General features: G+C 36.5%; 12 protein-coding genes and 1 riboswitch. Of the genes, 6 read left to right on the top strand and 6 right to left on the bottom strand.

What is annotated here, in order from left to right; translation table 11 throughout:
- Nucleotides 1–21 precede the first annotated feature (21 nt).
- Nucleotides 22–1443, top strand: coding sequence for a Na+/H+ antiporter NhaC (gene nhaC / locus NHG49_RS01940; RefSeq protein ID WP_064477195.1), 1422 nt, complete (start codon nucleotides 22–24; stop codon nucleotides 1441–1443).
- On the opposite strand, the gene NHG49_RS01935 is transcribed toward nhaC, so the two are convergent.
- A complete protein-coding gene (locus NHG49_RS01935) occupies nucleotides 1432–2703 on the bottom strand; it encodes a hypothetical protein (RefSeq protein WP_064477194.1) in 1272 nt (423 codons plus the stop codon). The genes nhaC and NHG49_RS01935 overlap by 12 nt on opposite strands.
- A 92-nt stretch (nucleotides 2704–2795) precedes the next feature.
- On the opposite strand from NHG49_RS01935, the gene NHG49_RS01930 reads away from it, so the two are divergent.
- Nucleotides 2796–3905, top strand: a complete 1110-nt coding sequence (locus NHG49_RS01930; RefSeq protein WP_149173999.1) for a mandelate racemase/muconate lactonizing enzyme family protein — start codon at nucleotides 2796–2798, stop codon at nucleotides 3903–3905.
- 14 nt (nucleotides 3906–3919) lie between these two features.
- On the top strand, nucleotides 3920–4615 hold the full coding sequence (locus NHG49_RS01925) for a GNAT family N-acetyltransferase (RefSeq protein WP_149174000.1): 696 nt from the start codon (nucleotides 3920–3922) through the stop codon (nucleotides 4613–4615).
- 202 nt (nucleotides 4616–4817) lie between these two features.
- Here the strand turns inward: NHG49_RS01925 and NHG49_RS01920 are convergent, their stop codons facing one another.
- The 5 genes from NHG49_RS01920 to rlmD form a co-directional block, all read right to left on the bottom strand.
- The gene (locus NHG49_RS01920; RefSeq protein WP_064477191.1) at nucleotides 4818–5525 is read right to left on the bottom strand and encodes a M48 family metallopeptidase; all 708 of its coding nucleotides are present in this window, start codon (nucleotides 5523–5525) and stop codon (nucleotides 4818–4820) included.
- 94 nt (nucleotides 5526–5619) lie between these two features.
- On the bottom strand, nucleotides 5620–6138 hold the full coding sequence (locus tag NHG49_RS01915; RefSeq protein ID WP_064477190.1) for a YehS family protein: 519 nt from the start codon (nucleotides 6136–6138) through the stop codon (nucleotides 5620–5622).
- Nucleotides 6139–6634: 496 nt separating this feature from the next.
- Nucleotides 6635–8650: a GAF domain-containing sensor histidine kinase gene (locus NHG49_RS01910; RefSeq protein WP_064477189.1), complete on the bottom strand. Its 2016-nt coding sequence runs from the start codon at nucleotides 8648–8650 to the stop codon at nucleotides 6635–6637.
- A gap of 182 nt (nucleotides 8651–8832) precedes the next feature.
- Nucleotides 8833–9822, bottom strand: a complete 990-nt coding sequence (locus NHG49_RS01905; RefSeq protein WP_064477188.1) for a tRNA dihydrouridine synthase — start codon at nucleotides 9820–9822, stop codon at nucleotides 8833–8835.
- Between the two features lie 96 nt (nucleotides 9823–9918).
- Nucleotides 9919–11295: a 23S rRNA (uracil(1939)-C(5))-methyltransferase RlmD gene (gene rlmD / locus NHG49_RS01900; protein WP_064477187.1), complete on the bottom strand. Its 1377-nt coding sequence runs from the start codon at nucleotides 11293–11295 to the stop codon at nucleotides 9919–9921.
- Between the two features lie 121 nt (nucleotides 11296–11416).
- Nucleotides 11417–11518, top strand: a riboswitch (purine riboswitch).
- Between the two features lie 202 nt (nucleotides 11519–11720).
- Between rlmD and NHG49_RS01895 the strand changes: the two genes are divergently transcribed.
- From NHG49_RS01895 to NHG49_RS01885, 3 genes are all read left to right on the top strand, one after another.
- Complete coding sequence (locus NHG49_RS01895) at nucleotides 11721–12917, top strand: NupC/NupG family nucleoside CNT transporter (RefSeq protein WP_001200511.1); 1197 nt, start codon at nucleotides 11721–11723, stop codon at nucleotides 12915–12917.
- Between the two features lie 278 nt (nucleotides 12918–13195).
- Complete coding sequence (locus NHG49_RS01890) at nucleotides 13196–14299, top strand: polysaccharide deacetylase family protein (RefSeq protein ID WP_064477186.1); 1104 nt, start codon at nucleotides 13196–13198, stop codon at nucleotides 14297–14299.
- 306 nt (nucleotides 14300–14605) lie between these two features.
- Complete coding sequence (locus tag NHG49_RS01885; protein WP_064477185.1) at nucleotides 14606–15688, top strand: polysaccharide deacetylase family protein; 1083 nt, start codon at nucleotides 14606–14608, stop codon at nucleotides 15686–15688.
- Nucleotides 15689–15725: the final 37 nt, after the last annotated feature.

Genomic DNA, 15725 nt, shown 5'->3' with positions numbered 1-15725 from the left:
TACATAATGAGGAGGCAGTTTATGAAAAAAGAAATACCTTTTGGCGTAGCAATAATCCCTATTATCATTACAGTTGCAGTTATGATGGTTACAATTGTTGTATTAAAACAAAGCCCTCACGTCCCACTTATTATCGGTACAACCGTTGCTTCTATTGTCGCTTGGCGTTACGGTTACAAATGGCACGATATCGAAGAAGCAATGTATAAAGGAATTCGCCTCGCATTACCCGCTATCGTTATCATTATTCTAGTAGGTTTAACGATCGGTGCTTGGATTGGCGGCGGAATCGTCGCAACAATGATCTATTACGGTTTAAATCTTTTAACTCCATCACTATTTTTAGTTTCAATTACAATTATTTGTTCTATTGTTGCATTAGCTATCGGTAGCTCTTGGTCTACAATGGGAACAATTGGTGTTGCAGGAATGGGGATTGGCCTAAGTATGGGAATCCCAGCTCCAATGGTTGCCGGTGCTATCATTTCCGGTTCTTATTTCGGCGATAAAATGTCACCGCTTTCAGACACAACAAACTTAGCCGCAGGATTAACCAATACAGATCTATTCACACATATTCGTCATATGTTATTTACTACAATTCCAGGTTTAATTATTACTCTTATCGTTTATGCTTTCTTAGGAAGAAGCTTCGGCGATAACAATATTGATGCAAAAGGTATCGATCAAACGTTACAAGTATTGCAACAAAACTTTGTTATCTCACCTTTCCTACTAATCATACCTGTAGTCGTTATGGTATTGGTCGCTAAAAAGGTTCCTGCTATACCAGCTATTCTCGTAGGTATTATTTTAGGATTTTTATCACAAGTCTTTATTCAAGGTGGTTCTGTCTCCGCATCTGTCGGTGCACTCCAAAATGGATTTGTCATAGACACTGGCAACAAGCTAGTAGACGAACTCTTTAACCGCGGTGGCTTAGATTCGATGATGAATACAGTTTCTATGACAATTGTCGCTATGACTTTTGGAGGAGTATTAGAACATACTGGCATTCTTCGCTCAATTGTAAATCAAATTTTAAAATTAGCGACATCAGCAAAAGGACTTATCGCTTCTACTATCGCGTCTTGCTTTGCAACCAACCTTACTTGCTCTGAACAATATATTTCAATTGTTGTTCCTTCAAGAATGTACGCAAATGCATACACAGAAAAAGGACTACATTCTAAAAATTTATCCAGAGCATTAGAAGATGGCGGAACATTAACTTCTGTTTTCGTACCTTGGAATACATGTGGTGTATTTATACTCGCAACACTTGGAGTTGGCGCATTCGAATATGCTCCTTATGCTATATTGAATTTCATCGTACCTATTATTTCAATCATTTACGGCATAACTGGTCTCACAATTACGAAACTATCAGACATTGAAAAAGCGGAACTACTAAAAAAACAAAAGGCACAACTAGAAGCTTAAAGATACCGGTAAATTCATTTCATATATTGCGCGAGGGCGCCCTTGTTGATAGGGCATTTCCTCGCCGCAAATATGAGCATACCCATAATCAACTAGTTTCTTTAATAACCTTTCTGTTGATCGCCGAGTCACTTGTAAGTATTCAGAAAGATCCGCTGCTGTAAACTTCAATGACGGATGTGATTGACTAAATTGAATAATTTTTGATAAGTTTGCTGGACTCAGTTTCGTTTCCTTCGCTATTTTCATGAGTTCCGGGTTTTCATTCTTCAAACTTTGTACTCTCTGTTCTTTCGGGAACGGACCAAATAGTTCTTTATCACTTGTTAGTATATAAAAACAGTGGTCTATTGGATTATTCTTCGCGAAACTTTGAGCGATTTTAGCATTTTGCTCTGCTTCCTTCACAGTTTTTCCGTAACCAAACCCAATAGCTATCGTTCCTTTTATACTCGCAAATAAATTATTTATCATATTTGTTTTTATAATCGATTCAATATCACCACGAGTCGTATACAAAATGAACGTCATTTCATCAACTTTTTTAAATGAACCACGCAGTTCTTTTGAAATGACATCTAATTGCTCAAGCAAACCTTCTCGTAATTCTAAAGAAGAAATCATACAAGCACCAACAGTAGCTGAATGGCTTTTCGCTAGCTCAGCTTTTATTTTCGCATCTTTTAACCCATTTATAATCGATTGCTTCAGATCTATCATACGCTCTGAAGGAATACCTATTTTTTGAAGTTCATCATAGACAGCATGAATACTAGTTAAAGCTAAATGAGCTTCCCCAGATCGATGTTTAGTTACATGAAAATCAATAACTCTCTTTATTTCATCTTTACTCCACAGCATATTTTCATAATCAAACACTTGCGGACTTTCTTTTATACCGATATCATGGAACACATTTGTAATGAATGAGCGGTCTACTAAATCAATTGAAATGTTATGTGGTTGAATACCTTGGTGATACATGACAGAAAGAATGGAAGATACGACCGTTGTCTCGTCTTGCTGTAAGTACGTACTTGGAATTCGTAATTGTTCTCTTATTTCTTTTGCCATATAATAAGGTAAAGCACCTGAGAAAAAGATGAAGTCACAAGGCTTTAAACGCTTTAAAAGTTCAGAAGATTCCGCCGGATGAAGGTAAATATATGGATCAATCTCTATTTCTTCTAGTTTATGAGCGACAGGTAAAAGTGTCTCCATAAACTCTTTTGAACCGACAACTGCAATTTTTATCATCATTTCTCTAACTCCTTATCATTAATTAACGACTATTTAACGTCAACTATATCAAATGTACAAAACTATTGTAAACAGGAAGGGGTCTCTACCTAATGAAAATTACAGCTATTCATCTTTACGCAATTCGTTTACCACTTCGCGATCCGTTTGTTATTAGTTATGGTTCTTATTCTGATATGCCTTCTATTATCGTCAAAATGGAAACAGATGAAGGCATTATCGGATACGGTGAGGGCGTCGCTGATGATCACGTTACAGGCGAATCATGGGAAAGTACTTTCCATACTTTAAAACATACACTTGCTCCTGCGCTCATTGGGCAAAATCCAATGAATATCGAGAAAATACACGATATAATGGACAATACAATTTACGGTGTTCCTACTGCAAAAGCCGCAATAGATATTGCTTGTTTTGATATAATGGGCAAAAAACTAAATCAACCTGTATATCAATTAATTGGCGGACGCTACCATGAAGACTTCCCTGTCACTCACGTCTTAAGTATCGCCGAACCTGAAGACATGGCTGAAGAGGCTGCCTCTATGATTCAAAAAGGTTACCAATCTTTCAAAATGAAAGTCGGTACAAATGTAATAGAAGATGTAAAAAGAATTGAAGCGGTACGTGAACGTGTAGGAAATGATATCGCGATTCGTGTTGATGTAAACCAAGGATGGAAAAATAGCGCCAACACATTAACGGCACTTCGTTCATTAGGTCATTTAAACATCGACTGGATTGAACAGCCTGTTGTCGCAGAAGATATTGACGCAATGGCTCACATTCGTTCTAAAACAGACCTTCCGCTTATGATTGATGAAGGATTAAAAGGTTCTCGTGAAATGCGCCAAATCATTAAATTAGATGCGGCTGATAAAGTAAATATAAAACTAATGAAATGCGGCGGCATATATCCCGCTGTAAAACTCGCTCATCAAGCAGAAATGGTCGGCATTGAATGCCAAGTTGGATCCATGGTCGAATCATCCGTTGCCTCTTCCGCAGGATTCCATGTCGCTTTCTCGAAAAAAATCATTACGAGCGTTGAACTTACAGGTCCATTAAAGTTCACGAAAGACATCGGAAACTTACATTACGAAGTACCATTTATTCGCTTAAACGAAAAGCCAGGACTCGGCATTGAAATAAATGAAGATATATTACAAGAACTAACCGTCTTTCAAGACGTTGTACGCTAAAGGAGGACTAACGCATGACAGTTCTATACAAAGGAGCATTAAAACAAAATAACGAGTCATTTCACGTTACATTACTATCACTTGAGCATATCGAACACATCTTATCACTACAAAACGTTGTAGTTAAGGCGCTAGAAGATAAAAGTCGCTTACAACCACTCTCGCTAGAAGAGTTTCAATACATTCTAGAAGGAAACGGTATGATGATCGGTGCTTTTATCGAGAACAAACTCATCGCATTTCGTGCCCTACTCGTCCCTCCTATCGACGACGAACATTTAGGACTTGATATTGGCATAGCAGAAAGCGAACTACATCGCGTCATCTATCAAGAAATTTCAAATGTTCACCCGAACAGCCGAGGAAATGGGATGCAAAAAATATTAGCGACAGTCATCATGGACGAATTACAAAACAAAGATAGCAAATACGATTACGTTTGCTGCACCGTTGCTCCTTTTAACATTCCAAGTTTAAAAGATAAGTTTGCGCAAGGAATGGAGATTGCTGCATTGAAGGCGAAATATGGCGGGAGTATGCGGTATGTTTTTGTGAAGGAATTGCGTGGAGGCAAGGAAAGAAATTGGACGGATGTTAAGAGTGTTCCGATGAGTGACGCTGTTGGACAGCAGGCTTTACTTTCGGAGGGGTATCGTGGGTATGGAATGGAGAAAGTAGACGGAGATTTTGTTGTGAAGTTTAGACGATGATTTATATACCTGAAAAAAAGGAGATGTCTGCTGTGACATCTCCTTTTACTTTCTCTTCATTGAAAAATGCATTGGTAAATGAAATTATATAAGCGTTTTTTTGAACATATCGATTGTAACTCCAAATATATCAGCGATTTTTGAAATATATCGACTTACCGACAAGTATTGATAATAATCGCAACCTATATAAAGTTCACCATTAAACCGTCATCTTCCAACTAGATAACGCTAACCAATTCTCCATTTCCTTATAATCGGGCATTATTTTCCCGACAAGACGCCAAAAAGATCGATCATGATTTAAATGAACCATATGGCACATTTCATGAACAACTACGTAATCAATTACTTGCTGTGGTGCCATCGCTAGCTTCCAATTGAATGTTAGTTGTAGATTTGAATCACAAGTTCCCCACGTACGACTACTATCTGTAATACGAATAGAACGCGGTTTTGTTTTGAAGTTACTTTGATGCACTTTAATACTCTTCTCTACTAATGACTTACACTGCTTATAGTAAAATCGTTTTAACGCTTGTTGTATTTTCTCATCCTTAAGCTCTTTCACATAAATATGTAGCTTATTCCCTTCAAATACTGCATTGTCTTGCGTAATACTTGCATCTTGAGAAATCTGTATCGGATACGTACTTCCTAAATACAGAAATCCCTCTCCTTGATCATAATCCTTTTCCTGTGGTCCAAGCGCTCGCTCTTGCATTTCCTTACGTGTTTTCTGAATCCAATCCCATTTCTCCTCTAGCAACTGGACTAAGTATTCAACAGGTGTTCCCTTTGGAGCCTGCACTTCCACATTTCCGTACGAATCTACAAAAAGACGCACCGACTTTTTCTTTTTATAAGTTATATGAAAATGAATTGTCTCACCTAAATATGTATGTACCATTTCATCACCTAGTGTATTATTTTACAAATAAAAAAGAATAGGACACAAAAGCCCTACTCTACCTATTATATCATTTACCAATTCATCGGACTCATTACCCTCTATACTTTACACCTAATCCCTTAATGAAATTCCTTGCATATCTATCGCCGCACTCTTTGTAATTTTTATGGCCTTTTTTTCTTAATAGTGCGCCTAGTTCTCCCTTTGTTACTATAACGCCTACGCTATCTAATATATCAAGTACATCCTCACTCGTTAAAGATAGTGCGATTTTCATTTTCTTTAGCAGAAGGTTATTCGCACTCTCTTTGCTTTGTACAGGTGCCGGTTGTCCTGGTTTCGGATCTTGCTTCCCTCTTTTTAAAGTAATAAATCCATTTAAAAATGCCTCTAACATCATCATGTCGCATGTTAATACGTACTCATCTTCTATTACATCATCATTTTCAGATTCATGCTGAGGTGCTCTCTTTATTTTTGTAAGCATATCAACTACGTCTTCTTTCGTTACTTCCATACCACCAAGTTTAAAGATTTCTACCATATCTATATCTCTTATATCTAAAGCGTACCTTACTCTCTTTAATATATCGTTGTTGCTCATTGCCATTGTTTTTCCTCCTGAAATGTTGATTATAGTAATGCTTTTAGCATGTATAAATTAATGTCGTCAAGTTACTACTTTAACATTTTAATGGGAGGTTTTGTAGTCTTAGGTGGATTAATGCTTATGGGGGTGATTTTATTTATTAAGAGATATTTCTAATAACGAATTTATTGTATTAGAAATTAAGAAAGGTCCTATCGATAGAAACGCCTTCAATCAAATACTGTAAAAAGTATTTTAGTTGGTAGTCGGATAACTCCTTCCTTTAAGGATGATAGTAATAAAGCAAAAAAAGATGGGGATTTACTATTAATTAACACACTAAAAAATGGACTAACCTGATATAGGTTAGTCCATTTCTTTTTATGCAACTCTAATTTAGTAGGCAACTCAAACGTAAATGTTACGCAAAATCCAGGTGAAATAGATTGATTATGTTTACTTAGGTTTTACTTTTTATTTGTGGTACGGTTCACCGTAACTAATCTAAATGAGGTTATTATTCATTATTTTCATGATTAAATTTAACAAAAAAGGTCGTGCCTTCCGATCCTGTTTGAATTTCTATTTTTGCATTATGACGGGCAGCAATGGCATAACATATGCCTAGCCCCAATCCAGTTCCATTATCTTTTGTCGTGTAAAATGGAGTACCCAGTTTCTCTAATACTTCAGGCCTGATACCTTTTCCTTGATCCCTCACTGCAAGCACCACACAATTTCGACCTTCTTTGTAGGTGCTAATGGTTAGAACTTTCTCTGTGCCCATCGCTTCTAAGCCATTACGATATAGGTTTATTAATAATTGCCGTATCTCATTACGATTTAACAGTAATTCCGGAATGTCATTTGTATCGACTTGAATATCTTTATTTTGATTATACGTATCAATCTTTATTAAAGGAATAATATCGCGGATAATTGAATTTAAATCTAACATCTGCAAATCCGATTTCCTTGTATTACCCATTGAGAGAAATTCAGTAATAATAGAATTGGCACGGTCAAGTTCTTCAATCATTAAATTTAAGTGCTTATTATGTTTCTCATAGGTGGGCTCTTCTTTTAATAACTGCAAAAATCCTCGTACTGTTGTCATTGGATTTCTAATCTCATGGCTGATACCTGCTGCCATTTGCCCTATTAAATCTATGTTCGATAACCTTTTCAATTCCTGCTCATATTGCTTTTTTTCCGTTATGTTTTTAAAAATACAACAAATACCATCATCATACGGGTATGCAATAGCTTCGTGCCAATATTCATCAGAGGTAGAAAAAAATTCAAAATACACTGTAGTTCGCTCTGACATTGCACGATGAAGTTCCTTATACATAACTTCGTCCACGCTACTCGGGAAAATCTCCCATATATTCTTACCTAATACATCTTTTGCTGTTTTTCTTTGCGGAAAATATTGATGCTTATTTACGTACGTAAATTCCCATGTATTATTCAAAGTAAAAAATCCATCCGTAATACTTTCAATAACACTTGTAACTTTTTCATTAGCAACAGCTAGTTCTCTCGTTCGCTCTTCCACCATGCTTTCAAGTCGATCCATATATAACAAGTTGGAAAACGTAGGCGCTGTGGCATCAACGATAGATTTTGCCAGTTGCATTTGGGAATTATCATAATTGTGAGCTTTTCCCTCTTTGCCAACGACGATTACCCCTAATACTTCTCCCATTGAAACCAATGGAATCATCAGTAGACCCTTACTATCTATATTTTTTGTTTGAATAACCTCTTGGATCCTAGCTTCATAGCTTTTCTCCATCCAATCCGCTTCTGTCCAATCACAGTTCTTGCTTAACTTCGTTGTTTTAATCGTTGTTTTGTCTAGGGGGGCTAAAAGGTGGGCTGCCATGTTTTTACTCTCTAAAATCTGTCCTAAGTAAAGAAAACATTTATCAAAACTCTCCTGTATCGAGGAACACATTGATAAATCACGGGTAACATTTAGTAACAGCTGCTTCTCGGCAATAAGGTTTTCCTTTTGTGTTAAATTATTTGCGTTTTGAATTGCGACCGCAGCCATATTTACATAAGCTTCAACACTTTGAATTTCTGAATTTGTTAAGTTCATTGGAATTCCATAATCAAATAAAAAAACCAGACCAAATAACTCTTGCCCAAATGAGATAGGTAGAGCTAATAAGGACTTAATTTTGAACGCAGCAACTGGTCTCGGATCCGGCCGATGATCCTTTGATGTATCAGGAATATAAATGGTTTTTTTAGTTTCAATAACTTCTTTTGCCAGTAAGTCTATTTCAGGATCAATTACCTGAGTATCGAGCGTTACGCCATTTATTGTCTCTGGTTTTCCTGCAAATCCTCTAAATGTTCCATCTTCCTGGGGTAAATAGATTCCAACAGCGTTGCACTTAACAATCTCCTCTGATATCGCCATTGTTACACGCTGCAATACTTCACGTAGTTCTAATTTTGTATTTATTATTTTTGTTATATTCGCGAGCCTAGAATATCTCGCCTGATCACTTAACATTCACATGGCCTCCAATTATAGGCATAATAAAATAAACATGATACTATCATTGAAAATCAAGACCAACCTACCATTTTCACTTTTCTCCTGTATTCTTTTCTTACCCTTTTTTACATAGAATACCTCACTTACTTATGATACGGTTTACCTTAATTAAAATGAAACAGTGTAACTTTCAAAAGTTACACTGTTTCACTACCTTCTACCACATTAACACTCGTCTCAAACTTATCAAGTAATGCGCGTACTTCATCAGTTGATTTTGTGTTCATCAATTGATTTCTTAGTTCAGCAGCTCCAGGGAAGCCCTTTACATAAATTTTGAAGAAGCGATGAAGCCCTGTGATGGAGCGTGGCAGTACTTCTGCATATTGATCTTGAAGATCAAGTTGTAGTCTTAAAAGATCTAAATGTTCTTTACTGCTATGCTCTCTTGGCTCTTTTTCGAAAGCAAACGGATTTTTAAAGATTCCTCTTCCAATCATAACGCCATCAATGCCATATTTTTCAGCAAGTTCTAGCCCTGTTTTACGGTCAGGGATGTCTCCGTTTATTGTTATTAGCGTATTTGGTGCAATACGATCACGTAATTTTTTAATTTCCGGAATTAGCTCCCAGTGCGCATCGACTTGGCTCATTTCTTCTCTTGTACGTAAGTGAATAGAAAGGTTTGCAATATCTTGTTTGAAAATATGCGTTAACCAATCTTCCCATTCGCTTAATTCTTTAAAGCCCAGTCGTGTTTTTACACTGACAGGTAGTCCGCCCGCTTTTGCTGCTTGAATAAGTTCTGCCGCAACGTCTGGACGTAGAATAAGACCACTACCTTTTCCTCTTGATGCTACGTTCGGTACAGGGCAACCCATGTTAATATCAATACCTTTAAATCCTAACTCTGCCATACCAATACTCATTTGACGGAAATATTCAGGATTATCTCCCCAAATATGCGCCACGATTGGTTGTTCATCTTCTGTAAAAATTAAACGGCCACGTACACTTTTCATACCTTCTGGATGACAATAGCTATCCGAGTTTGTGAACTCTGTGAAGAATACGTCTGGGCTACCAGCTTCACTTACTACGTGACGAAAAACAACGTCTGTCACATCTTCCATTGGTGCAAGTACGAAAAATGGTCGTGGTAAATCACGCCAAAAATTATCTATCATTTCAAATTCAAATCCTCTCACTATGAATACAATTTCAAACTCTCAATAAACCAAAAAGCAGATGGTATAGATTCTCCTATATCAACTGCTTTCCTATTATACCAACTTAAGCCAAGCCACACACTCCACATGAGTCGTATGCGGGAACATATCAACAGGTTGTACTTCCTGCGTTTTATATCCGCCTTCTTCTAGTACTTTTAAGTCACGTGCTAACGTTGCTGGGTTACATGATACGTATACGACGCGTTTTGGTTTCATGTCGATGATTGTGTTTAGTAGTGCATCATCACAACCTTTACGCGGTGGATCTACGACCATTGTGTCGGCGACTATGCCTTCTTTGTACCATTTTGGAATAACTACTTCTGCTTCTCCTACGCCAAACTCAGCGTTTGTCATGTTGTTTAGTGCTGCGTTTCGGTTTGCGTCTTCGATTGCTTCTGGGACGATTTCAACGCCGTACACTTTTTTCGCTTTTTGCGCTAGGAATAAGGAAATTGATCCAATTCCGCAATAGGCATCAATTACTGTTTCGTTGCCATCTAATTTTGCATATTCTAACGTTTTATCGTATAGTACTTTCGTTTGTTCTGGATTTACTTGATAGAATGAACGTGCTGAAATTGCAAATTTAATGTCACCGATAAAGTCATAAATGTATTCGGATCCGTACAGTACTGTCGTTGTGTCTCCAAAGATTACATTTGTACGTTTCGTGTTTACGTTTTGAACAATCGATTTTACTTCTGGGAATTTCGCTGCAATTTCTTCAATGATTGCTTTTTTGTTTGGTAATTCTGCTGTACGAGTAATGAAGACAAGCATGATTTCCCCTGTTACTTGTCCGTAACGAGCCATTACGTGGCGAAGTGTTCCTTTATTACGCTCTTCGTTGTATGCCGAAATACCATGTTTTTCACAAATATGTTTTACTTCCTGGATTAATGTATCGTTTTCTTCTGCCTGAATTAAACATGATTCCATATTAATAATGTCATGTGTTCCTTGGCGATAGAAACCAGCTACAAGTCCACCTTCACGTTCTCCAATTGGTACTTGTGCTTTGTTACGGTATACCCATGGGTTCTTCATACCAAGTACAGGGTGCACAGGAACATCGCTTAATCCGCCAATGCGCTGCATAACGTCACGTACTTGTTTTTCTTTCGCTTGTAATTGTCCTTCATATGTTAAGTGCTGAAGCTGACAACCGCCGCACTGATTGTACACTGGGCATTCTGCATCTTTACGATATGGGCTCTCTGTATGAAGCTTCATTAAACGACCAAATGCGAAGTTTTTCTTCACTTTAATAATTTTAATTTGTGCTTCTTCACCTGGTAATCCGTTTTTAACGAAAATAGGATAGCCCTTTACTTTCGCAACACCGGCACCATCATGTGTTAAATCTTCAAATACTACATCTATAAACTCATTTTTCTCAACTGGTGGCGTCATTTTTGTACTCATTTTCCGACCTCTCTTTTTCATAACACTGCGTTACATTTTATCATACTTATATGGTCTATTTCTATCGGAAGAAAAAAAGCTATTGACGATAGTTCTCTGTTAATGTTACGCTACTACTAATTTAATACGGACGATGTTACCTCATATATATTCGATAATATGGATCGAGAGTTTCTACCCGGCAACCTTAAATTGCTGGACTATGGGGAAAACTAATGAATATTAGCCTATGTGCAAAAAAGGACTCATATTGATTAGCTTTCTCTCATAGATGAAAGTGAATCCATATGGGTCTTTTTTTATTTTTATTTTTCTAAAAGGTCAGACATCTTACGTATGACATAAAACCTCTTTGTTTTATTTTTAGTAATATAACGAGCGTTTTATGTACAAACTTTATACGAACTTCTGAAAGGGGCAACTACATGCAATATGTAATGAGCATTATCGGTATTCTTGTCGTTTTAGGTTTATGCTTTGCTTTGTCAAACAATAGAAGTAAAATCAACTTCCGTGCAATTGCTATTATGATTGGTTTCCAAATTTTAATCGGTTGGTTTATGTTTGGCACCAAAATTGGTCAACAAATTATCATCTTCATTAGTAAAGTTTTCAACAAACTAATTAAACTTGGTACGACAGGTGTCGATTTTCTCTTTAATGGAATTCAAAGAGATTTTGTCTTTTTCTTAAATGTATTATTAATTATCGTATTTTTCTCAGCACTACTTTCTATCTTTAGTTATTTAGGTGTTTTACCATTCATCGTTCGCGTTGTCGGCGGTGCAATTTCAAAAATTACTGGTTTACCACGCGTCGAGTCATTCCACGCAGTAAACTCTGTATTCTTCGGTTCAAGTGAAGCGTTAATCGTTATTAAAAACGATTTACAGCATTTTAACAAAAACCGTATGTTCATCATTTGTTGTTCTGCAATGAGTTCCGTTTCTGCTTCTGTTACAGCATCATACGTAATGATGTTAGATGCGAAATATGTACTAGCAGCTCTTCCACTAAACTTATTCTCAAGCTTAATCGTTTGTTCGCTATTAACACCAGTTGATACGAAGAAAGAAGATGAAGTGATTCAAAAATTTGATAGAACTTTATTCGGAGACAGCTTTATCGGCGCAATGATTAACGGTGCGCTTGATGGTTTAAAAGTAGCTGGTATCGTTGCTGCATTAATGATTGCCTTCATCGGTGTGATGGAAGTTGTAAACTACGTAATTAGCGCAGCTTCAGGTGCAATGGGATATGCTGTTACTTTACAACAAATCTTCGGTTATATACTTGCTCCATTCGCATTCTTAATGGGTATTCCAACTCAAGATATTATCCCAGCTGGTGGAATTATGGGTACGAAGATCGTATTAAACGAGTTTGTAGCAATCCTTGATTTAAAAGGTGTTGCATCAACATTATCTCCACGTACAGTTGGAATCGTTACAGTATTCTTAATTAGCTTCGCAAGTATTAGCCAAATTGGTGCGATCGTTGGGACAATCCGTGCTCTTTCTGAAAAACAGGGAAGTGTCGTATCTAGATTCGGTTGGAAAATGTTATTTGCATCAACACTTGCTTCTATCTTATCTGCAACAATCGCTGGATTGTTTATATAATAAAAAACTCCACCTTACTTCTCCTTTTTCAAAAGGAAATTTAGGTGGAGTTTTTTACTTTCTTCTATATGTATTTTTATGTAAACTCCACCAGAAAAATATAAGGTTTTTTCCGAATTATTCCAAAAATGTATTCCCCTCTATATTCTATAGTGATATGATGTACAAGGGTATAATTCAAATTTTTAAAATCGAAAATTTGAGTTAGTTTCACTTATACGAATGATAATTTCAAGACATAAGTGATGATAATTAAAACACAATAGAAGGATGATAGAATGAAAAAATATACATATATCGCTTTACTTTCTTCTGCTATTCTCGTAGGTTGTAACACTAGTAGCACTAGTGATAAACAAATAAAAGAAGCAACGGCGAAACAAACAGTTGAACAAAAAAAAGCGAAAGCGGTTGAACTGCCTTTAACGCAAGGGATTATTACATGGGATCCGTATGAATATAATGCACAAAACACCACGCTTTATACAAAGGATTTAAGAGATTCCTTCAAACAAGTACGTTACACTATTTGGCGTACTGCTGACGGTCCTGAAAGCAAACAAGCTTTTACTTCACAAGAAAAAGAGCGTGACTTTGCCCTCCCACTACATTTAAAATCATTTCATTTAAAACGTGGCGAATTTCAAATTGAAACAGTAGGAATCAAAGAAGATCATACTGAAACAAATCTAGTAACATCTAAAATTACATTCCAGCAACATGTACCCGTTTTAATGTACCATGCGATTGAAAAATACCCTGGGCCAAGTGATGGGGATTACGGCTTATATGTACCACCTGAGCAATTCGAAAAGCATATGCAGTATTTGAAAGATAACGGTTATACGATGCTTACGTTTGAACGTTGGAATGATATAAATCGTGTAAATAAACCTGTTTTTGTAACGATGGATGATGGTCGAAAAAATAATATGAATGCTCTTCATATTTTACAAAAATTAAAGGATGATAGATTCCAACCTACGGCTACTGAATTTCTTACTGCAAATGAGATAGACAAACCAAATCGTCTATCAACAGATGAGATAAAACAAATGATGGATTCAGGCATTTTTTCTATTCAATCACATACTGCTAATCATACGATGATGGCTCATTCAAGCAATTATGATGAGGAATTACGTAGTTCGAAAGAAAAAATCGAAGCCCTTACTGGTAAAAAGGTCATCGCTCTCGCCTATCCAGTAGGTTCTTATAATGACCCAGCTGTTGAAGAAACAAAAAAACATTATGAGTTCGCAGTAACTACTGATCACGGTAATCACATTACAAAAGGGATGCCAAACGAACAGTACTTAATTAAACGCCACTTTGTAGGGCCTAATACATCAATGGAAAAATTCATATCTCTTATAAAGTAAAACTTTAATCAGTGGGGGTTTTGTTCACCCCCACTGATTATTAGCCCTCACCAATCGGGCTTTTACGGGCAGCTGATCCCACCTAACCTCTTTGCTTTTGCTGAATTCTGAGGTGGGGTCTTACTGCCCACAAATAGCGGGATACAGTAAACTTTACTAAAAGATGATAGAAATAGCTCTATTAAAAGTCACTAACCTATCTCATTACTAAAATGATATGATGAACAAGGGTATGTCCCCACCTCTCTTACAGCGGTGGGGATTTTAAATACGTATGCAACATAATACACAATAGAAGGTGATCTTATGAGAAAATACGCAGCAATCGCTTTATGTACGTCTGCCATTCTAGCAGGTTGTAATACTAGCGATGTAAGTCAAGAGCCTAAAAAAGAGAAAAAGGTTCAAGAAGTTAAGAAACAAGAAGAGACTGTGCAAGAACAAGGTAAAATTTCTTATCATCCGATTACACACGAATCTACAAACACTACTATTCATATGACAGATATAAAGGATACTTTAAGTGAGGTACAATATAAAATTTGGCGCACAGCTGATGGGAAGGAAAGTGCTAAATCTTTTTCTTCTAAAGAAAAGGAGAAACAATTTACACTTCCTTTTGACATAAAAGAATTTGAAGGAAAACGCGGTGAGTTTCAAATTGAAGCAATAGGAATGAAAGAAGATGGGAAAAACATTCCACTCACAAAATCTACTATTACTTTCGAGCAAAAGGTTCCCGTTCTTATGTACCATGCAATCGATGATTATCATGGACAAGGCATTAAAGACTTATTCGTATCACCTGCTAATTTTGAAGCCCAAATGAAATATTTAAAGGACAACGGCTATACATTACTAACTTTTGAACGTTGGGGCGATATTAATAAAGTAAATAAACCTATCTTTGTTACATTTGATGACGGTATGAAAAATAATATGAATGCATTTCATGTTTTACAAAAACTAAAAGACGATACGTTTAAACCTACAGCAACAGAATATATGATTGTTGATAACGTTGATGTAGAAGGATCACTTTCTACATCTGATATAAAAGAAATGGTTGATTCCAGCATTTTCTCTATGCAATCTCATACTGCAACACATGCAGACTTGCCGAAAATTACAAACTATGAAGAAGAATTAAAAGAATCAAAGGAAAAGCTAGAGAAAATAACAGGTAAGCCTGTTATTGCAGTTGCTTATCCATTCGGTCATGTGGATGATAAAGTTGTTGCAGAAACGAAGAAATATTATCAATTTGCGACGACAACAAAACCCGGAAAGTTCATTACGAAAGGTGAACCCGATGAATTACTAAAAATGAAGCGTGTTCGCATACACAATTCGACGACTGTAGAACAATTTGCTTCTTCGATTAAATAACGATGAGAGCTCAATATATTTTGAGCTCTCTTTTCAC

The organism is Bacillus sp. IBL03825 (genome assembly GCF_024712505.1).
GTDB lineage: Bacteria > Bacillota > Bacilli > Bacillales > Bacillaceae_G > Bacillus_A > Bacillus_A wiedmannii.
The sequence above is the reverse complement of the archived record's forward strand: the minus strand, read 5'-3'. Positions and strand labels throughout refer to the sequence as shown.